Here is a 20,611-nt window from a genome sequence, read left to right as displayed (position 1 = left end):
GGTGGACCAAGCACTCTGGTTCGCCAGCCGGGCGACCGGGCTGGTCGCGCTGCCGCTGCTGACGCTGAGCCTCGTGCTCGGCGTCATCGGCGTGGGCAGGGTCGCCGGTGACCGCTGGCCGAGGTTCACCCTCGCCGCGCTGCACCGCAACGTGTCGCTGCTGACCATGCTGTTCCTCGCGGTGCACGTGTCGACCGCGATCATCGACCCCTACGCGGGCATCCGGTGGGTGGACGCCGTGGTGCCGTTCGTGTCGGTCTACCACCCGTTCTGGCTCGGCCTGGGCGCGATCGCGCTCGATCTGCTGCTCGCGGTGTTCCTCACGAGTGTGCTGCGCGGCCACATCAGTCATCGGCTGTGGCGCGGTGTGCACTGGGCCGGGTACGCGTGCTGGCCGATCGGTCTGGTCCACGGTCTGGGCATCGGCGGAAAGGACGCGACGCTGAGCTGGGTCATCGGCCTCAACGCCGGCTGCACGGTGGCGGTGCTGATCGCCGTCGGCTGGCGGCTGCGGATGGGCAGCCACCCGGACACCGAGGTCCGCAGGACCGCGACCGTCGGCGGGAGGTGACCCGTGGGCCGTCACTCGTCTCGTACCGAGCAGAACCTTCCCGACCGCTCCGTCCCACGCGATCCGCACGGCGCGCCGGCGCTGGCGCTCCTGGCGCCGTCGTGGATCGATCCTTCCACGGCCGACCGGACGCAACCGATCCCGATCCAGGGCCGCACCGCTCGGGCGGCGGGCACGCCCCGCCACGCACTGGCGGAACGCCAGCGCACGGACCGATCGGTCCCGGCTCAGCGTGGCGCCGTCGGGTCGCAGCCCGTACCGGTTGTGCCCGCCCGGCCGCCGGCACGACCCGCTGACCTGCCGTGGAGCGCACCGGAGAGCAGCCTCGCACCCCGGTTCTCCCCACCCGGCCCTCCCCCGCCGAACGACGGATGGCTTACCCCGCCCCCCTCGGCCTACGCGCCGCCGCCTCCGCCCCCGGACTTTCGGCCGCCACCGCCGTCGCGCCAACGTGTCCCGCTTCCGGCCCGGCAACCGTTGCGCGCGGTGCCCGAACCGCGGACCGCGGCGATCCCCACCGCCGCTGCGGCACAACGCGACCCCCGCTCCACCGCGCTGCTCACCAAACCGGTCGCCGCACCACCCGCCGAGCCGGCGGAGGAGGCGCCGAACAGCCCAGCAACCAGGCGGACCGAGGAGGCCGAGCCACGGCTACTCGCCGGCTGGCTGGAGACGGCTCGCCCCGCCGGGCTCGCCGAGCACCTGGAGCGGCACGGCCCGCTGCCTCGTGCCGACTTCGCGGGACGACTCGGCGCGGACCGGCTGGTCGCACTGACCACCCGATCGGGCCTGCGCGGGCGAGGCGGCGCCGGTTTCCCCACCGCGCGCAAGATGGCGGGGGTGCTCGACGCCGCGACGGCGCGACGCAGGCCGGTCGTCGTGGCCAACGGCTGCGAGGGCGATCCGACCAGCGACAAGGACCGGCTGCTGCTGCACAGCGCACCGCATCTGGTGCTCGACGGGATCGCGCTCGCCGCCCACGCGGTCGGCGCCGACCAGGCCATCCTGTGCATCCACCGGGACAGCCCGCTCATCGACTCGGTGGAGCACGCCATCGGCGAGCGCACGGACGACCCGTGCGACATCCATGTCGTCACCACGCCCGACCGCTATGTGGCCAGCGAGGCGAACGCCCTGGTCCGGTTCCTGACCGAGGGGGACGCCCGGCCGACGACGTCCCCGCCGCTGCCGTCCGAACGCGGGGTGCAGGGCAGGCCGACGCTGGTCGACAACGTGGAGACGCTCGCCCACCTGGCGCTGCTGGCCCGCAACGACGACGACTGGTTCCGCGAGAGGGGCACCGAGCAGTCCCCCGGCACGATGTTGGTCACCGTGGGCGGGGCCGTGCAGCGGCCCGGTGTCTACGAGGTCGACCCGGGCATCCGGGCAGGTCGCCTGCTGCGTCTCGCCGGGGGAACCGTCGGACGCGCCCAGGCGATGCTCCTCGGCGGGCTCGGAGGTAGCTGGCTGCCGTTGCCCGCGACCGGCAACCTGCCGTTGTCCCACGAAGGGTGTGCGGCCGAGGGCGTCGGTCTCGGTGTGGCGTCGGTCGTGGTGCTGCCCGACGACGCCTGCGGCCTCTCGGTCACCTCCGCGATCCTGAGCTACCTGGCCGGTGAGTCGGCGAAACAGTGCGGACCGTGCATGTTCGGCCTGCCCTCGGTCGCCGAGGACTTCGTCGGCCTCGCGTCGGGTCGCGTCGATCCGGAGACGAACGAGCGGTTGCGCTCCCGGCTCGGTGTCATCCCAGGTCGCGGCGCATGCGCTCACCCCGACGGGGCCGTGCGGCTGGCCGCCAGCGCGCTCACCGTGTTCGCCGAGGACGTGGAGGCGCACCTGCGTGGCCGCGCCTGCGGCCGTCCCGACGTCGCGGCGCTGCCGATGATCGCCGAGCTCTCGCGCGCTCAGGAAGGATGGAGATGAGGACGTCGACCCCCACCCGGTTGAAGCTCGACCCGATCGGCTGCCGGGCGCACGGCCTGTGCGAGGAGTTGCTGCCGGAGCTGATCAGCCTCGACGAGTGGGGCTATCCGATGCTCGCCGACCGTCCGGTGCCTCCGGAGCTGCTCGCCCACGCCCGCCGCGCCGCCGCGGCATGCCCCGCGCTCGCGTTGCGCTTGCGCCAGGACACCACCTGATCGTCGATCATCACCCGATCAGTGTTACTGAAGAGATTAATGAGACAATAGGGACTAATCAGAAAGATGTGCGCGGCTATTTGTTTGATATTGCATTAAGTTACGACTGACCGTGATGAATAGACACGCCGGACCGACGTTGCCACGCTTTCGGTCAGTCATCCGCTACTTTCTGTCGCTATGCTCCCGCTCAGCGGCACCCTATGGGCGTGCGCCGCAAAAGTTGGCCCTGCTCTGACGGCGGTCGTCGCGGCGGTCGCCGCACCCCTCGTCGCACCGGTCATCGCACGGGACTTCCCCGACCCGTCGATCCTCGCGGTGGGCAAGACCTACTACGCCTACTCCACCTCGAGTGTCTACGGCACGACCCGCCGGCACGTCCCGGTGTTCCAGTCCACCTCGGCGAGTGGTCCGGGCGCCGGGAAGTGGGCCGACGCCGGGGACGCCCTGCCGCAGCTGCCGGCCTGGGTGGCCAAGGACCGCACCGGAGCCAGCTCGGTGTGGGCCCCGGCGGTGGTGAGCCGAGGTCCGGGCAGCTACCTGCTGTACTTCACCGCGCAGGACGCCAAGCTCAACGTGCACTGCATCGGCGTGGCGACGTCGAGCTCACCGAAGGGACCGTTCACCCCGGACGGCACGACGCCGTTGATCTGCCGCCCGCAGTACCGCGACAGCATCGACCCGATGCCGTTCACCGACGCGGACGGCACGCGCTACCTGCTCTACACGAGCCAGAACAACGGCACGACCATCTGGCTGCAGCGACTGACCCCGGACGGCATCACCCCGGTCGGCCAGCGGCGCGCGCTGCTCACTTCCGACCGGCCAGAGGAAGCGCAGGTCGTCGAGGCACCCACGCTCGTGCGGCGCGGTGGGAAGTACATACTTTTCTATTCCGGAAACAGATACAACAGCGGCCGGTACTTCATCAACTATGCGTCCGCGTCGAGTCTCGCCGGCCCATTCGTCAAACACCCCGGAACGCTGCTCGACGGGAACACGCTGAACAAGAAGTACGCGAATCCCGGCGGCCAGGAGGTCGTTCTCGGCGGCACTCACGACTATCTGGTGTTCCATGCCGACATCGGGCGATTCCAGCGCGGAATGTTCGCGGCCGGACTCGTGTGGGGTAAGGACGGGTTGCCGAAGGTGCAACTCAACGGTCAGTCGACACCGCCCTCGGTACAACGCTGAGCAGCACTGATCCGAACGTCGTTACACGATCGTGTTGTTCGGATAACGCCGACGGACCCCGTCACGATGATCCAGATAGTGACCAGGTCCCCGGCGAAACGGAGTTGTCACGATGCACCCGCTGCCCACTCGGATCGCGCTTGCCGGCTCGGTCCTGTTCCTGGGCTCGATCAGCACCGTGAGCGCGGTCAACCTGCAGTCCTCGCCGAGCCCGCTCGGCACCGTCGAGGGCATTCCACAGGCGATGCCGTCCAAGGGTGCCGGTGGCGCCACCACACAGTCGCCGGCCGAACCTCCGGCGTCCGCGCCCTACCTGGCCGCGCCCGAGGCACCGGCGCCGGAGGCCGCACCGAGCCGGCCGAGCGCGCCCCCGGTCCAGCTGCCCGCCACCGCACGTGACCTGATCCACTCGGCGACCAAACCGGTCACCCGGACACTGGCCGCCCCGCTGGCGACCGTCCGCCGCACCACCGCGCCGGTGAACAAGGTCGTCCGCCGGATCGACCGTCTGCCGAAAGACATCATCCGCACGGTGACCCCCCGGCACCGCGACGCCGGCCGGAAGTTCGCCGACCAGCTGAGCCGTCAGATCATCCGCGAGGTCGGTGACCAGTGGCTCGATCACGGCGGTCGCAACACCACCGCTCGCTCCGCGCGGCAGCTGCAGGGCCAGCTGGGCAGGCGGATCAGCAGCCACTGGGCGTCGTCGGGCAGCGACTCGATCCGTCAGGTCGTCAGCCGCTCGCACCGGAGCTCGTTCGGCCCGGACTCGATGGGCTACGGCTACGTCGGCAAGCACCGCGTCTCCGACTGACCGTTCCGACCCGATCCACCGTGAGAAACCAGCTCGCACAGACCGGGTGCACGCCGCACAGAAGCTCCGGATGCTTCGCGCACCAGCACACCACCGGCCCCACCAGTCTCATTCACCTCACCTCGCAGAGCGTCGTGTCGCGTCGCAAACACTGCAGTGTCTGCGACGCGACGTGAGGCTCTGCGAAGTCGCACCCCTGACCGGCATTTCTTGATCACCACGGTGTGATGGCTGAATTTTCGCGCGAAATCAGCTACCAGACCGTGGTGATCATGGTTGGGTGGCTGTCGAGCGCAGCCCGCGCACCCCGACCACCGGCCAGCGACAACATCCGGCCCCGAACCTCACCCACCCCGGTCCAGGCTGTAGTAGACAGGACCGCCGACAAAGCCGCGGGTCACTCACGATGATCCGCTTGAGCCAAGTGGCATTGGGCCTGGGCCTCTGTGCGGCGTAGAGGACCTCTGTCCGAGCTTCGCGGTACGCGGACGACGAGGGGCGGCGATCCCGGTCGGATCGCCGCCCCTCGTCACATGCTGAGTGCCTACAGCCCGGCGTGCGCGTACCGCATGGCGATGAACACCACGAAGAACAGGATCGTGATCGACAGATCCAGATCGACCGACCCGAGCCGAACCGGCGGGATCAGCTTGCGCAGCAGTTTGATCGGCGGATCGGTCACCACGAACGCCACCTCGAGCGACCCCGCCGCCACGCCGGACGGACCGCGCCAGTGACGGGCGAAGCTCTTGACCACTTCAACGACGAGCCGGGTGACCAGCGCGAGCCAGAAGAAGAACAGCACGTAGTAGATGGCGTACTGGACCCCGATATTCATGTCTCTAGCATGCCATTCCACTCAGAGCCGCACGAATGTGGCTTTAGGGACGCTGAACGTCCCCGAAGCCACATTCGTGCCGCCGTGACGACGATCTAGCCGACGTGGCCGGTGACGATCGGGTCGCCCACGAAGCCGAAGCCCTGCAGCATGCCGAGGATCTCGCGGTGGCCGAATGCGGCGCAGGCCGACGCGAAACCGTACTTGCGGGAACCGGACACGATCAGCTGCCGGGCCGCGTAGGCCTGGATCGCACCGGTCTGCAGGTAGGTGGCATTGCCGTGGATGACGCAGTGCACCAGCTTGTTCGGTCCGCGGCCGTACACCGAGTCCAGGGTGCGGTGAATCCGGCGGTTCTCCCTGGGCGGCATGCCACCCTGGACGCCGGATGCTTGCTCCTGCAGCGCCTTGTCCTGCTCGTCCTTGGGCAGCGGCTTGATGTTCTCCTCGAAGTGGCGTGCCATCTGGGCGACGCCCTCCATCAGCTGCTGGTCGAACACACCCGACAATGCCCTGGTGTTGGCCACCCTCGGGTCGTCCTGGAACCACACCGGAAGCGCGGTACCGCCCCAGGGCAGCGCGGTGTAGACCTCGTGCTGACCGGGCAGCTGCACCTTCGACACCGAGTTGGCCGGCCACTGCACGAGCTTGTCCTGCTCGAGGTAGTAGTGATCGGCGGCCAGGATCGTGAAGATGCTCTGGGTGGATGCGAAGGTCGGCGTTCCGGAGAACAGGCACAGGATGTCGAGGCTGTCGATGCCCTCGTGCTCCAGCACGATGTTCGAGGCGATGTCACTGACGGTGTGCATGTAGGACGTCGACGGCGCCAGCAGCAGACCGGCATCGGCGAACTTGCGGCTGTAGGTGTCGCGGGCGTGCAGGGTCCAGTTCTGCTCGCCGGTGGTGTCGAGGTAGTGCACGCCGGCCGCGAGCGCGGCCTGCACGACCACGTCGCCGAAGCTGGCGAACGGGCCGACCGTGTTGCAGACGACCTGCGCGCCGGTGAACAGCTCGGTCAGCGCCTCGACGGTGTGCTCGACCTCGACCACGTCGTAGGAGATGGTGTCGATCCCGGGCACCGTCTCGATGGCCTCGGTGATCTTCTTCGCGTTGCGCCCCGCGGCGATGAACGGGAGGTTGAACTCGCGCAGGAACTCCGCGACCAGCCGGCCGGTATATCCGCTCGCGCCATAAATGATAACGGGCTTGTCAGTGCTCACTAACTCTTCCTGCCTTCGCTAGCTGAAAAGGGTCGGGACTCGGCTCAGAGGTCAGTTCACGCCGCGGTCGCGGCCGCCCCAGTACTGGGCGCGCAACGCCGGCTTGTCGTGCTTGCCGACGGCGGTGAGCGGGATGGCGTCGACGAAGTCGACCGACTTCGGGGTCATCACGGCACCCTTGCGGCCGCGCACGTAGGCGATCAGCTCGGCCTCGTCCGCCTGCACGTCCGGGTCCTTCACCACGACCGCCTTGACGCTCTCGCCCCACTTCTCGTCGGGGATGCCGATGACGGCGACGTCCTTGACCGCGGGGTGCCCGAACAGGGTCGACTCGACTTCCTTCGGGTAGACGTTGAAGCCACCCGAGATGATCATGTCCTTCTTCCTGTCCACGATGTACAGGAAGCCCCGGTCGTCGGCCTTCGCCACGTCACCGGTGCACAGCCAGCCGTTGCGCAGCGTCTTGTCGGTCTCCTCGGGCAGCTGCCAGTACCCGGTCATCAAGTGCGGGCCCTGGGCCACGATCTCACCGGACTGGCCGTGCTCGACCTCGTTCATGTCGTCGTCGAACAGCCGCACGTCCGCGATCGCCACCGGACGCCCGCAGGACGACAGCGGCTCGTGGTTGCCGGTCTGGAGGGCTTCCGCGTGGTCACCCTTGGTCAGCACGCAGAGCTGGTTCGGCGCCTCGGTCTGCCCGTAGAGCTGGGCGAAGATCGGACCGAACGTGTCGAGCGCCTGCAACAGACGCTCCTTGCCCATCGGCGAGGCCCCGTAGATGACCGTCTCGAGCGACTCCAGACCCTCCTTGCCGTTCTTCAGGCTGTCCAGAAGGACGTAGAGCATGGTCGGCACCATCATCGAGGCGGTGATCTTCTCCTTCACCACCGCGTCGATGAACTGCTCCGGCCGGAAGCCGCCGAGGACGACGTTGGTGCCGCCGCGCATCCACACCGGAAGCACGAACAGGCCTCCGGCGTGGGTCAGCGGAGCGACGTGCCCGAAGACGTCCCCTTCGCCGAGGCCCAGTTCGAGCAGCTCGCTCATCCAGGCCGAGATGAACGACCGGTGGGTGTGCTCGACGCCCTTCGGCCGGCCGGTGGTGCCACCGGTGTAGAAGATGCCGAGCCGGTCCTCCGGCGTGGTGACCGGCAGGCCGGCGCCGTCGGACTGCGCCTGGGTCAGGCGGGACAGCGGGCTACCGCCATCGAGGACCGCGTCGTCGTCGACGCTCAGCACGTGCTCGAGCTTCAGCTCGAACTCGGTCTGCGCCCGGACCTTCGCCATCGTGTCGGCCTTGCTGGAGTCGTGCACGACGACCTTGGCACCGGAGTTGCCCATGATGTAGGCGTGGTCCTCGGCGTCCATCTTCGCGTTGAGCGGGTTCACCGACAGCCCGGCCCACAGCGCCCCGTAGAACACGTCGAGCAGGTCCGGCCGATCCGACATCAGGATCGCGACGCGGTCGCCCTTGGTGAGTCCGAGGTCGAGCAGCGCGCGCCCGGTCTGCCGGATGCGCGCCAGTTGCTCGGTGTAGGTGATCCTCCGGTCGCCGTGCACGACAGCCGTGCGCGGACCGAATGCCTGCCCGCAACGCTCTATCAATGCGCCGGCGCTGTGCACCAACATGTATTGGTCCTTCCGTGACTCACGTATGGGAGCTTCGATCAGACTTAACCGAGGATCATGGCCGCTCCGGGTGACGGGGCCAATGTCGAGACCCCACGGTGCCTCGGACGCCGACAGTGGGATTCCGACATACCGGCGGCCCCACCGGGGGCAATAGCCTCCGGCAATGCTCTCTGACCTCAAAGACAAGCGAGCACTCGTGACGGGCGCCGCCCAAGGCCTTGGCCGCGCCGTCGCCGAGTTGTTCATCGAGCGGGGCGCCCGCGTCGTGCTCTCCGACATCGACGGGGATCTGCTCGACAAGACCGTCGCGGATCTCGGCGACGCCGCGTTCGGCGTCGTGTGCAACGTGACCTCCGAGGAGCAGGTCGTGTCCTCGATCCAGGCGGCCGTCGACCACCTCGGTGGCCTGGACATCGTGGTCAACAACGCCGGCATCGAGATCGGCAAGCCGCTCGTGCAGCAGACCGAAGAAGAGTTCGACCGCGTCATGAGCATCAACGTCAAGGGCGTGTTCTTCGGTATCAAGCACGCGACCCCGGCGCTGATCGCCTCCGGTGGCGGCAACATCGTCAACATGTCGTCCGTCGCCGGGCTCGGTGGTGTGCCGCTGCTCGGCTCGTACTGCGCGTCGAAGGCCGCGGTTCTCCGCATGACCGAGACGGCCGCGGTGGAACTGCGCGACCACGGTGTCCGGGTGAACGCGGTGTGCCCGTCGTTCATCAACACCAAGATGGTCGAGCGCCTGGTCAACCCGTTCGAGGGCGCGACCGGCGCGAAGTTCGACGACGTCGTCGCCGTCAAGCAGCAACGGTTGGGCACGCCGGAGGAGGTCGCCGAGATGGTGGCGTTCCTGGCCTCGGACGACGCCAAGTTCGTCACCGGCTCGCACTACGTACTGGACAGCGGACTGACCGGGAGCCTGTTCTGATGACTGATGTACTGAAGGACAAGATCGCGATCGTCACCGGAGGGGCCAAGGGCCTCGGTGCCGCGGTCGCCGCCGAGCTCGCCTCCGAGGGCGCCATCGTCGTCGTCACCGACATCGACGGCGACGGGGCCGCGAAGACCGCGGAGGGACTGAACCGGGGCGAGTCCGCGGTACTCGACGTCCGTGACGACGCCGCCGTGGGCGCTCTCGTCGAGGACGTCGTGTCACGGCACGGCAACCTCGACATCATGGTGGCCAACGCCGGCATCGCCACGGTGACCTCGGTCGCCGAGATGGACTTCGAGACCTGGCGCTCCGTACTCGCGGTCAACTTGGACGGTGTCTTCTCCTCGGTCCGCTACGCGGGACGGGCGATGGCTGCCTCCGGCGGCGGCTCGATCATCACGATGGCATCGATCACCGGCTTCGCGGGTTCACCGCTGATCGCGCACTACGCGGCCGCCAAGGCGGCGGTCATCTCGCTGACCCAGACCGCGGCCGTGGAGCTGCGTGGGCACGGCGTGCGGGTCAACGCGATCTGCCCCGGCTTCATCGGCACGGACCTGGTGCTGGATCGCGCTTCGCAGTTTGAGCAGGGCCTGGGCATCGACGACTTCGGCGCGATCATCAACCAGGCCCAGGGCCGTCTAGGCGACGTCAGCGACGTAGCCCCCCTGGCCGCCTTCCTGGCGTCGGACCGCTCGCGCTTCTCGAACGGCTCGGCCTTCGTGGTCGACGGGGGCATGAGCGCAAGCCTGGTCTGACCCTCCACTAGCTCGCACAGAGTGCGTGTACGCCGCACAGAGGCCGGAGCTTCTGTGCGGCGTACACACGATCTGTGCGAGCTACCCGGGTTACGGGCCCAGGGCCTCGCAGAGGCGCAGGGCCACCAGGAGCTCCGTGCGACGGTCCGCCAGTGCCGCTCCCAGTTCCTCCGCGGCGCAGCGGACCCTCATCCGGACCGTGTTCTCATGGACGCCCAGCTCCACCGCCGCCTTGGCCTGCGAGCCGACCGACAGCCAGGTCAGCAGGGTGTCCCTGATGCGCTGGGCGCGATCGGTGTCCGCCGCGAGACCGCCCAGCTCGTCGGTGATGAAGCGCCTCGCCGACTCGGTGTTCTCCAGCAGGAACGTCTCCAGGCGGAGGTCGCGGGCGCAGAGGCAGGTGTCGGGCCGGCGAAGTGTGGTACGCAGATCCGAGGTACGCCGCGCTGTCTCGTGCGAGCGGCGGAACCCGGCCAGACCGCGCCCCGGCTCACCGATCGCCACCGGTTCACCGATCTCGGTGGCAGCCAGGCGTAGCTTCTCCAACCTCCGGTTGTCCACGCCGTCGTGGTAGCCGAGCCAGCCGAACCAGGTCCCGGCGTCGGGTTGCACTAGCAGCGACACCGGCGCCTTGCTCGCCTCACGTAACGCGGCGAGGGTCCTGGCGACGTCCTTGCTGTTCTCCGAGGTGAACAGCAGACCGACGTGGGTCGCTCGCATGCGGTAGCCGAGCAGCGCATCAACGGCTTCGCCCGCCTCGGTCACCGACCCGTCCAGCAGCTTGAGCACGACCTCTCGTCGCCGGTCCTCGCAGGTCGCGGACATCTCCTCGGCAACGAGCGCATAGCGGTCGACGACCTGGGTCAGTACCCGGTCGACGTAACCGAACAACAGCGATGTCGACCCGCCCAGCAGGTCCGGCAGCTCGGCCTTGCCCTCGGAGGATGTCATCCGGCACAGGTCGAACCAGTCCTGCCACAGTCGCTCGACACCGACCCAGTACGAGCGCTCCAGCTCGGACAACGGGATACCCAGCCGGGCGACCAGTCCCGCGAACTCCCGCGCGCAGTGGCCGTCGACGTCTCGCAGCGCGCTGCGGCCGGCCAGCACCTCGACGACGCCGGCGACGTTCTCCCGGGAGCACCGGCCGAGCGACGCGACGAACGTGTCGTCCTGCACCCGGTCGGGAAAGACGGTCGCCAGGATGGCGTCGCGCACCGACTCGCCGATGGCTGTGACGTCCACACGCGTGGCCAGGCCGCGTACCAGCAGGTTGGAGCCAGGTTCGAGAATGGTTACCGACACAGGCGCTCCTCGCTTCTCGACCACGTCGTCGCGTGCAGGTCAGCAGTGACCCGGCTCAGCCTGCGTCCATGACGCTGTCATGGCACCGCAACTCGGTCACTGGGTCGGCGGCACGACAACCGGCAACCGGCTTGTGACCGGGAGCCAATCAGTGCGACCCGGCTCACACTAGCAGCGCACGTCGTACGTCAGCCGTCACCCAAGAAGGTTGTGATATCAGAGATCGGCGCAAACGGAACGCCCCGACCTTCATCCAGTCGGCCTCGGTCGAGCACGTACGGTGACGATCTCCTGCTGGTCGCCCCGCGCCGACCAGGCCGCACGGGCGAAGGCCAGGTCGATCGCATGGTGTGGTCGCGCGCCGGCGTCCGCCGCCGACCGCGCGTCGGTCCAGCCGGCTGCCGCCACGGCGCGTCCCCGGCTGCCGGTGTCGGCCACGTCGTGGCGAGCGCCCGCCGACGTAGTCGACGCCGAGCCCGCCGTCGGCCCTGACACCGAAGACCCGGACAGTGCCAACCCCGCCGCGAGCAACGTCGCCGCGAGCAGAGCGGTCGCGCGTCTACCGGGTCGAATCGTCCCCACTGTGCTCTCCCCCCAGCCGGGCACGGCCCGGCTTGTTGACCTTGATCCGCCGCGAACCGTAGCGGCGCGAGAGCATCAGCGCGAGGGGTCATTGTTGATCACCTGCCGCGGGGCGTCAGGAACCACCCGACCGGCCTAGTTGATCACTGCTCGGTCCTCGGCCCGGCGTCTGCGACGCCACCATCCCGGCTTCGCCGTCTCTTCGATCGGTGACTCGTCAAGCAACTCTTCGAACTCGTCCCCGAGCTCCTCCGAGTCCACCGGCTCCTCGGCCACCGAGGGCGGATGCAGCCCGAGGCGCGCCCTGGGCCGTGGCACGACCGGATAGACCGACGGTGGGATGACACGGCCGGAAGTACGGCTGGGTGATGCGAGCGTCACGGTGACCAGCTCTCGGGGCGTGGACGGGGAACGCCAGATTGGCAGGTCGACCATCGGCTCCGACGAGCAGTAACGGCGAAGCCGCCGTTCGGCCGCACCTCTGGGCGCCGATCGCACGCGCCGGACGAGAACTAGGCCCTCTCGGTCCGAGCCCGCGAGGACACCTCCGACGACGAGGGTGTGGCACCGGAGCGCCGGTCCCAGTGGTCGAGGACCTCGGGAGCGGCCGGCGGCGAGGTGAGGCTTCCGATCACCAAGGCGATCAGGCCGCCGAGGATCCCGACGTAGATCGGTTCGTTGGCATAGATGTCACCCAGCGCGAGCATCGTGGTGAGTGTCCCGACGACGCCGACCGCGGTCGCGGCCAGCGCGCCCCGGTTGGTCCCCCGGCGCCAGAGCAGGCCGCCGAGGATGGGTACCAGCAGCCCGCCGACGAGGATGTCGTAGGCCACGGTCAGCGCGGCGACCACGTCCTGCAGCAGGCAGGCGATCAGCACCATGACCACGCCGAACCCCGCGACGTACAGCCGATTGCCACGGACCTCGTGCGCGTCGCTCTCAACGGTGCCCGGCTCGGCCGGCGAAGCCTCCCTGCCCCGCCGCAGCCGGCCCACGATGTCCTGGCTGAACACCGTCGCGGTGGCGATCAGTGCGCCGCTGGAGGTCGACATGACCGCCGCGAGCGCCGCGGCGAGCACGAGTCCCGCGAGCACCGGCGGCATCGTGGCCTCGACCAGGCTCGCGAACGCGTCGTCCCGGCTGCTCAACGTGGGCAGCAGGACCTTGGCGGTCATGCCGATCAGGGCGCCCGCCACGCCGTAGGCGAGGCAGTAGACGCCGGCGGCGGTGCCGGCCCAGCGCGCGACACCCGGGCTGCGCGCGGTGAACACCCGCTGCCAGATGTCCTGACCGATCAGCAGGCCGAAGCTGTAGACGACGAAGTAGGTCACGATCGTCCCGCCACCGATCGTGGTGAGCGACAGCGCGCTGGACGGCAGCTGCGTGGCCAGACCGGCGAAACCTCCGGAGCGGTGCACCGCGATGGGCAGCAGGATGAGGAAGACACCGACCGTCTTGATCACGAACTGGACGAAGTCGGTGAGCGTGATGGACCACATCCCGCCGAGTGTCGAGTAGATGACCACCACTCCCCCGCCGATCACGATCGCGGTGATCTTCGGCAGGTCCAGCAGGGCGGCGAAGATCGTGGCGTACGCGATCGTCGACGTCGCCGACAGCATGAGCGTGTACGCCCACATCACCACACCGGACAGCAGGCTGGAGCCGGGCCCGTAGCGCAGCTCGAGCATCTGGCTCACCGTGTAGACACCGAGCCGTTGGACCCGCCCGGCGAACAGCAGGCTCAGCGCCACGATGCCGACGCCGATCGCGACGACGAGCCACATGCCGGACAGCCCGTACTGGTAACCGAGACCGACCGCGCCGATCGTGGAGGCACCGCCGAGCACGACGGCGGCCATGGTCCCGGAGTAGAGCAGCGGGCCCAGGCGACGCCCGGCGACAAGGAAGTCGGACTGGGTGGTGGCCCGCCGCTTGCCCCAGAACCCGAAGGCGATCATGGCTACCAGATAGACGACCACAACGGCGACATCCATTGTCGCTCCTCTCGAACAGCGCCACCCGGCTCGACACCGGCCGGCGGCAATGCGGCCAGACGTACGGTCAGTGGGTGCGCAGGTGGATCAGGGTCGGGCGATCGGCGTCCAGCGCTTGCGCCAGGTGTGCGGTGATGTCGCCGGGTTCGTCCACCCGCACAGCGTGGGTGCCGAACGCCTTGGCGAGTGGGACGAGGTCCGGCGTGTACAGGTCCACGCCGATCGGTGCGATCGACCGGGCCGCCTGCTGGTGGCGGATCTCCCGGTAGCCGCCGTTGTCGGCGACCACGATCGGGATCGGGAGCCGCAGCTCGACCGCGGTGGCGAGCTCCTGCACGGAGAACATCAGCGCACCGTCCCCGACGAGCGCCGCGACCGGCCGACCGGGATGGGCGACCGATGCGCCGATGGCCGCCGGAAGGCCGTAACCGAGGGTCGCGAACCCGGGCATGTAGCAGAACCGGCGCGGCGCCGGCAGATCGAAGAAGTGCGCCGAACCCAGGTAGGTCACCTGCGAGCTGTCGCCGGCGAGTATCCCGTCGGCGGGGAGCCCGACCCGGAGCGCCCGGTTGATCTCCTCGTGGTCACCACCGTCGCCTCGGGTCTCCTTCAGACATGCGGCGCGCAGCTCGGCGGCGCGCTCGAACCCGGACCCGGTCGGCGCGTGCGCGGGCAGAGCGTCGATCACCGCGCGCAGGCCCTGGGCGGCGTCGGCGAGCAGGGGCACGTCGGCGGGACAGTTCTTGTGGAGCTGACCCCGCTCGATGTCCAACCGGATCACCGAGGCACCGGTGATCCGACCCTCCCACAGGTCCGAGTCCCCCAGCTCACTACCGACGACCAGCACGACGTCGCTCGTCGCCGCGTCCCGCTGCAGCGCCCGGCACCGTACCGACGCGCCCACCGCCAGGGGGTGGCTCTCGTCCAGGACGCCCTTGCCGTTGAGCGTGCTGGCCACCGGTGCGCCGATCGCCTCGGCGAGCGTCCGCACCTCGTTCACCGCGTCGACCGCGCCTCCACCCACGACGAGGAGCGCCCGGCCGGCCTCGGCCAGCAGCTCGGCCGCCCTGCGTACGGCCGCCCGATCGGGGACCGGCGCGACGCGAACCGCCGCGCGGCGGGCGGCGCCGGTCCACGGCTGGTCCAACACGTCGACGGGGACCTCGACGTGCACCGGGCGCGGTCGGCCGCCCTCGAAGGACTCGTACGCGGCGGTGATCGCCTCCGCCGCCTCGTCCGGGTCCGCGACGCGACGGCTCCAGCGCACCAGGTCGTCCATCGCGCCCGACGAGTTCTTGGTCTCGTGGAGCTGCCCGAGGTCGCGGCCCACCGTGCCGGTCGGTGCTCCCGGCGAGACGATCAGCATCGGCTGTGACTCGGCATAGGCGGTCGCCGCGGCGGTCATGACGTTCGTCAGGCCGGGTCCGCTCGTGGTGATCACGACACCGGGCGTTCCGGTGACCCGCGCGTACGCCTCGGCCGCGTAGCCCGCGCCCTGTTCGTGTCTCGGCGTGATCGCGCGGATTCCGGCGCCGGTCAACGGCCGGTACAGCTCCAGGTTGTGGGTGCCCGGGATGCCGAAGATCGTGTCCACACCGTGCGCCACCAACGTCTCGACCACGGCGGCCCCACCGTTGCGGTGGCCGGTCACCGGGCGGTACCCGAAGGCAGGGCCAGGACAGACAGCAGCTCGTACGCGACGTGCGCGGCGGCGATGCCGGTGATCTCGGCGTGGTCGTAGGCGGGCGCGACCTCGACGATGTCCGCGCCGACGATGTTCAGACCGGCCAGCGCACGCAGGCTGTGCAGGAGCTCCCTGCTGGTCAACCCGCCGGCTTCGGGTGTTCCGGTGCCCGGTGCGTGCGCGGGGTCGAGTACGTCGATGTCGACCGAGACGTAGACCGGTCCGTCACCGAGGCGCGCGCGCATGCGTTCCACGACCGAGGCCAGCCCGTCGGTCTGGTAGTCGTCCGAGCGGAGGATCTGGAAGCCGAGCACCTTGTCGTCGGTGAGGTCCTGCTCTGAATAGAGCGGTCCTCGGATGCCGACGTGCAGGCACCGCTCCGGGTCGAGCAGTCCTTCCTCACTCGCGCGCCGGAAAGGGGTGCCGTGTGTGTAGGGGGCGCCGAAGTAGGTGTCCCAGGTGTCAAGGTGCGCATCGAAGTGCAGCACCGCGACCGGACCGTGCGCCCGGTGCATCGACCGCAGCATCGGCAGCGCGATCGTGTGGTCGCCGCCGATCGACATCGGTTTGGCGCCGCTGCCGCGCAGGTCGTCGGCCGCTCGTTCGATCGTGCGGATCGCATCCTCGATGTCGAACGGGTTGATCGCCAGGTCACCGGCATCGGCCACCTGCTGGGTGGCGAACGGAGACACCCCGAGACCGGGGTTGTACGGACGGAGCAGCTTCGACGACGCCCGCACGTGCGCGGGCCCGAACCGGGCGCCTGGCCGGTAGGACACACCCGAGTCGAACGGCATGCCCAGCACCGCGACGTCGACCTGGCTCACCTGGTCGACGCGAGGCAGGCGGGCGAAGGTGTCCGGACCGACGTAGCGCGGAATCTTCGTCCCGTCCACCGGCCCGACCGGTGGCACGCGACCGGCGCCCTGGCTGTCCTGTACTGCGTCCGACACGAGGTCTCCTCACTGCTGTCCCGGTGAGAGCAAGGGTCCAGCTACCGTGGGGCTGAAGGAAGTGCCGCTGTGTCGAAATTCTCGGCCATGTTTTCGACATGACGTCGTTCGCCGACTCCGGGAGGTCGTGGCTCGCCGTGGCTTTACCCACCGATGCCCAGCTGACCGTTGCCCAGCTGGCCGCGGATCCGTCCCTCGGGCTCGGCGTCGCCGCGGCGGCCCGTTCGCTCGACCGCCCGATCACGGCGGCCGCGGTGTCCGAGCTGATCAGGCCCGGTTCCTGGCTCCAAGGCGGCGAGCTGCTGCTCACCATCGGTCTGTTGCTGCCCGAGGACGCCGAGGGCTGCGCCGCGTACGTCGCGGACCTGTGCGCGGCCGACGTCCGGGCACTCGGGCTGGGTCTGGGCGCCGACCTGCGCTACCAGCGGGCCCCCGAGGCGTTGGTCCACGCCGCCGAGACCGCGGGACTGCCGTTGCTGACGGTGCCGGACGGGATCCCGTTCATCGCGGTGACCAAGGCGGTGTTCGCTCATCGGGCCCGGCAGGAGCGGCGCAGGTTGGAATGGGCGTTGCAGACCCAGCGCGCGCTCACCGCCGCCGCGGTACAGCCGGGCGGCCTGGCCGGCATCCTGTCGGCGCATCGGGACACCACCGGCAGAACCGGCGTCGTCCTCGACGTGCTGGGCCGCGTCCTGGCCGAATCCGGCGCCGACAACGAGCCGCTCGTCCGAGGACTCGCCGACCTGGTGGACGCGGTGCGTCAGCAGGGTCTCCTCGGCGCGGCGGTCGACGTCACGCCGGACCGGCGCCGCGAGGTGCATCCGCTCGGGGCCCACCGCCTGCGCGGTCTGTTGCTGTTGGACGGCCCGGTCGACAGTCCCGGGTCGAACTTGGTCACCGGCGACCTGGTGTCGCTGCTGTCGCTCGAGCTGGAACGCCAGATCGGCGTCGGCGGAACCGAACGTCGAGGCCGGGCGCAGGTACTGGGCAGGCTGGCCAGGGCGACGGTGGACGACCTCGTGGCGGCGCGCTGGTTGACCTCGGTCGGCCTCACCGACGCCGACCTGCGGGCCGCGGTCATCGCCGTACCCCTGGCCGAAGAGCTGGCGGCCGATCTGGCCACCGCGATCCCCGGTGCGTTGCTGCGGGTCGAACGGTCGGACGACGGCGACGACCTGGTCGAACTCGCCGCACCTGTCTCCGTCGACCTGCCCGCCGCGCTGAGGACCTTGGCGCGCGACCGACCCGCCGGGATCGGTATCGGGGTGCGCCCCGGTGCGCTGGCCGTGTCACTGCGCCAGGCCAGGTCCGCGCTGCCCGCGAGCAGGGTCAGCGGACGTCACCTGTGCGCCGAGGAGATGGCGAGCAGCCGGCTGCTGTTGTCCCAGGTCGCCACCGAGCAGCTGGACGCGTACTGCGACGCGGTGCTCGGCCACCTGGACGCCGCGCCCAAGGCCGCCGAGCTGACCCGGGCGCTCACCACGTTCCTCGAACACAACGGCCACTGGGAGGCGACCGCCGAGGCGTTACGGATCCACCGTCACACGGTCCGCAACCGCCTCGACGCCGTCGAGACCCTCACCGGCCGCCGGATGTCCTCTGCCCAGGACCGTCACGAGCTATGGCTTGCCCTGACAGTCCGCGACCTGACCCGGGTCGCACCCACCCGGTAAGAATGAGACGGCCCTCTGGGCCCCTTCGCATCAGGTCCGCGAGGCATAAGGCTGTGCCACTGGGCTGCCAGACTTCCGCCAAAACGCCACGGGAAACTCGAGTGCGTGTGAAAATCTCTGGGCCAGTCACTGAGAACCATCGACGAGAGACGAAACAAATGCCACCTAGGTCCCTCACTCGCGCTAGATCGACCACCCTGAAAATGTTCTCTTCCCGTAGGCTTTGGGCACTCGTTCTGACGGTACTACTAGCTCCACTCCTCGCTACCGGATACGCATCCGCCCAGGACTGCACCGTCGGCGCCTCCTCTCAGGGGCCGACTGGTAGCGCAATGAATTACCACTATTCGGTCTCGATACTCACAAACCCCTGCAACAGACCCGTTCGCGCGGCCTTGTACATATATGTCGATGGCTACGCGCCGAGCGGTCCTCCACCAGCTGAGGCGTACACCAGCCGAGACTGGACTTACGGAAATGTGGTCACTGCGCCAGGTTCCAAGTCGACCAAAGACCCAGGAGCTTTCGTACCCACAATCATTACCTGGGGATTTCAAGAGCAAGTGAACGGAAAGTGGATCTGGCACCACTTGGGAGGCGCACAGCAGTACCACCCCTGACCTGGCTCCAAGCCCCGAATTCCACGTCGCCGGACCAGAGTGCACTTCGCGGACTGACCGAAGCGCACTCTGGCCCTGGGCAATGTCGGGACGAACGACCGTCAGCCTGCTGCGGCGCCACCCGGGCGTCCACCTCACACGGTCGGCGCCGCTGAGCCCTCGGCACGCGTCGTTCCCGGTCTGCGGGCCGCGAGCGGCGCTGCGATGTCCTCCAGCGACTTTCCTTCCGCCGCGACTCCGAAGACGATCGTCACCACCCCACCGATGACCATGATCAGTGCGGCGAGCAAGTAACCGAGGAAAAGGTCGAACGGATCGGAGCCATCTCCGATGAGCGCTCCGAAGACCACCGGACCGAGTGCACCGAAACACTGGGCGATTGCGAAGAAGACAGCAATGGCCTTAGCCCGCACCTCCAGCGGGAAGATTTCACTCACTGTCAGGTAGCCCGCGCTCGCACCCGCCGACGCGAAGAAGAAGATCACGCACCAGGCGATGGTCTGAGTCACCGCCGACAGCGCGCCAGCATTGAACAGGATCGCGCTCACCGCCAGGAGCGCCCCGGAGAAGATGTACGTGCCGGAGATCATCTGCTTGCGGCCGATCGTGTCGAAGAGCGGACCGAGGAGCAGCGGACCGAGGAAGTTTCCGACGCAGAAGGCAATCAAATACAGCGGTCCGTCCGCGGTCGGCACGCCATAGAACTTCCCGAGCACCAGCAGGTAGGTGAAGAAGATCGAGTTGTACAAAAATGATTGCGTGATCATCAGCGTGGCACCGTAGATCGCCCTCGTCGGGTAGTCCCGGAACAGCACCTTGGTGAGTGCCAGATAGCCGATGTCATCGGCCGGCGTCAGCTCCATCTCCTTGCTCGGGTCGACCGGCGGGAGCTCCCTTTTGGACTTGCGCACCTCGTCCTCGATGAACTGGATTGAGGCCTCAGCCTCCTTCACCTGACCGTTCATCACCTGCCAGCGAGGGCTCTCCGGGAGATTGCGACGCACGAAGATGATCACCAGTCCGAGCACCGGCCCCAGCAGGAACCCGATGCGCCACGCCAGGCTGAGCTCAACGTGATTCAGCAGAACGTAGGTGCCGAGCGTCCCGAGGATCGCACCGAACCAGTACGTCCCGTTCACCGCGATGTCGACACGTCCACGGTACTTCGATGGAATCAACTCATCGATTGCCGAGTTGATCGCGGCGTACTCACCACCGATACCAGCGCCGGCGATGAATCGCGTCAGATACAGCCAAGCGATCGAAAAACCTCCTGAACCCAGTGTCAGCGCGGTCAGGCCACTACCGATCAGGTAGACCGCCAGGGTCAGAATGAACAGATTCCGACGGCCGAGTCGATCGGACAGCCTGCCGAAGAACAAGGCTCCGGCGACCTCGCCCACGAGGTACACCGAAGCCGTGGCGCCGACCGCGACCGAGGACATGTTCAACGTCTCCGGCTTGGTCAGAACATCAGCGACGCTGCTGGCGACCGTGATCTCGAGCCCATCCAGAATCCACGCCACACCCAGTGCCATGACCAGGCGGGTATGGAATGGGGACCACGGGAGCCTGTCGATCCTGGCCGGGATCAGGCTGCGTATCGCGCCTGAGGATGCGTTCGGATCAGCCGACATTGGCGTCCTCCATCGCTCGCCTGGGGTAGCTCCGGGCGCACCCGGGACGATTGCGCTCCAC

18 protein-coding genes are annotated in these 20,611 nt (G+C 68.7%); 8 read left to right on the top strand and 10 right to left on the bottom strand.

Translation table 11 applies throughout. The annotated features are described in order from the left end of the window. Position 1 precedes the first annotated feature (1 nt). The 5 genes from G406_RS0126310 to G406_RS0126290 all read left to right on the top strand — a co-directional run bounded on the left by G406_RS0126310 (position 2) and on the right by G406_RS0126290 (position 4,717). Positions 2-571 (top strand): ferric reductase-like transmembrane domain-containing protein, encoded by a 570-nt coding sequence (locus tag G406_RS0126310; protein WP_028936065.1) that lies wholly within the window; start codon positions 2-4, stop codon positions 569-571. Positions 572-574: 3 nt separating this feature from the next. Continuing rightward, positions 575-2,494 carry an NADH-ubiquinone oxidoreductase-F iron-sulfur binding region domain-containing protein gene (locus G406_RS50070; RefSeq protein ID WP_245607222.1) on the top strand — a complete coding sequence of 640 codons (1,920 nt, stop codon included), beginning with the start codon at positions 575-577 and terminating at the stop codon, positions 2,492-2,494. Further along, complete coding sequence (locus G406_RS0126300) at positions 2,491-2,709, top strand: ferredoxin (protein ID WP_037078946.1); 219 nt, start codon at positions 2,491-2,493, stop codon at positions 2,707-2,709. The genes G406_RS50070 and G406_RS0126300 overlap by 4 nt, the downstream gene beginning before the upstream one ends. 180 nt (positions 2,710-2,889) lie before the next feature. Beyond that, positions 2,890-3,903, top strand: a complete 1,014-nt coding sequence (locus G406_RS50065) for a glycoside hydrolase family 43 protein (RefSeq protein WP_051342709.1) — start codon at positions 2,890-2,892, stop codon at positions 3,901-3,903. A gap of 112 nt (positions 3,904-4,015) precedes the next feature. Beyond that, positions 4,016-4,717 carry a hypothetical protein gene (locus G406_RS0126290; RefSeq protein ID WP_028936063.1) on the top strand — a complete coding sequence of 234 codons (702 nt, stop codon included), beginning with the start codon at positions 4,016-4,018 and terminating at the stop codon, positions 4,715-4,717. A gap of 544 nt (positions 4,718-5,261) precedes the next feature. Here G406_RS0126290 and G406_RS0126285 read toward each other — a convergent pair. The 3 genes from G406_RS0126285 to G406_RS0126275 form a co-directional block, all read right to left on the bottom strand. Further along, positions 5,262-5,555, bottom strand: a complete 294-nt coding sequence (locus G406_RS0126285) for a YggT family protein (protein WP_028936062.1) — start codon at positions 5,553-5,555, stop codon at positions 5,262-5,264. A 95-nt stretch (positions 5,556-5,650) separates the two neighbouring features. After that, positions 5,651-6,775 (bottom strand): DUF5938 domain-containing protein, encoded by a 1,125-nt coding sequence (locus tag G406_RS0126280; RefSeq protein WP_028936061.1) that lies wholly within the window; start codon positions 6,773-6,775, stop codon positions 5,651-5,653. 51 nt (positions 6,776-6,826) lie between these two features. Beyond that, entirely contained in the window at positions 6,827-8,404 is a 1,578-nt protein-coding gene (locus G406_RS0126275; protein ID WP_028936060.1) for an AMP-binding protein, read from the bottom strand. Between the two features lie 166 nt (positions 8,405-8,570). On the opposite strand from G406_RS0126275, the gene G406_RS0126270 reads away from it, so the two are divergent. Together G406_RS0126270 and G406_RS0126265 are read left to right on the top strand one after the other, a co-directional pair. Further along, positions 8,571-9,335: an SDR family NAD(P)-dependent oxidoreductase gene (locus tag G406_RS0126270; protein WP_028936059.1), complete on the top strand. Its 765-nt coding sequence runs from the start codon at positions 8,571-8,573 to the stop codon at positions 9,333-9,335. Further along, positions 9,335-10,099, top strand: coding sequence for an SDR family NAD(P)-dependent oxidoreductase (locus tag G406_RS0126265; RefSeq protein WP_028936058.1), 765 nt, complete (start codon positions 9,335-9,337; stop codon positions 10,097-10,099). The genes G406_RS0126270 and G406_RS0126265 overlap by 1 nt, the downstream gene beginning before the upstream one ends. Before the next feature lie 90 nt (positions 10,100-10,189). Here the strand turns inward: G406_RS0126265 and G406_RS0126260 are convergent, their stop codons facing one another. The 6 genes from G406_RS0126260 to speB form a co-directional block, all read right to left on the bottom strand. Beyond that, positions 10,190-11,404, bottom strand: a complete 1,215-nt coding sequence (locus G406_RS0126260) for a PucR family transcriptional regulator (protein WP_028936057.1) — start codon at positions 11,402-11,404, stop codon at positions 10,190-10,192. A gap of 249 nt (positions 11,405-11,653) precedes the next feature. Continuing rightward, positions 11,654-11,986 carry a hypothetical protein gene (locus G406_RS57345; protein ID WP_156935178.1) on the bottom strand — a complete coding sequence of 111 codons (333 nt, stop codon included), beginning with the start codon at positions 11,984-11,986 and terminating at the stop codon, positions 11,654-11,656. A gap of 135 nt (positions 11,987-12,121) precedes the next feature. Continuing rightward, entirely contained in the window at positions 12,122-12,421 is a 300-nt protein-coding gene (locus G406_RS0126250) for a hypothetical protein (protein WP_028936055.1), read from the bottom strand. 77 nt (positions 12,422-12,498) lie between these two features. Continuing rightward, entirely contained in the window at positions 12,499-13,983 is a 1,485-nt protein-coding gene (locus tag G406_RS0126245) for a sodium:solute symporter family protein (protein ID WP_028936054.1), read from the bottom strand. 67 nt (positions 13,984-14,050) lie between these two features. Further along, entirely contained in the window at positions 14,051-15,634 is a 1,584-nt protein-coding gene (locus tag G406_RS0126240; protein WP_028936053.1) for a thiamine pyrophosphate-binding protein, read from the bottom strand. Next, positions 15,631-16,581 carry an agmatinase gene (speB, locus tag G406_RS0126235; protein WP_028936052.1) on the bottom strand — a complete coding sequence of 317 codons (951 nt, stop codon included), beginning with the start codon at positions 16,579-16,581 and terminating at the stop codon, positions 15,631-15,633. The genes G406_RS0126240 and speB overlap by 4 nt, the downstream gene beginning before the upstream one ends. Positions 16,582-16,718: 137 nt before the next feature. Between speB and G406_RS50060 the strand changes: the two genes are divergently transcribed. Next, positions 16,719-18,293 (top strand): helix-turn-helix domain-containing protein, encoded by a 1,575-nt coding sequence (locus G406_RS50060; protein ID WP_051342708.1) that lies wholly within the window; start codon positions 16,719-16,721, stop codon positions 18,291-18,293. 754 nt (positions 18,294-19,047) lie between these two features. On the opposite strand, the gene G406_RS0126225 is transcribed toward G406_RS50060, so the two are convergent. After that, positions 19,048-20,451, bottom strand: a complete 1,404-nt coding sequence (locus G406_RS0126225) for an MFS transporter (RefSeq protein WP_245607221.1) — start codon at positions 20,449-20,451, stop codon at positions 19,048-19,050. Between the last annotated feature and the right edge of the window lie 160 nt (positions 20,452-20,611).

Source organism: Actinospineispora spinosispora DSM 44797, from assembly GCF_000429025.1.
In the GTDB taxonomy this organism is placed as follows: domain Bacteria; phylum Actinomycetota; class Actinomycetes; order Mycobacteriales; family Pseudonocardiaceae; genus Pseudonocardia; species Pseudonocardia spinosispora.
The sequence above is the reverse complement of the archived record's forward strand: the minus strand, read 5'-3'. Positions and strand labels throughout refer to the sequence as shown.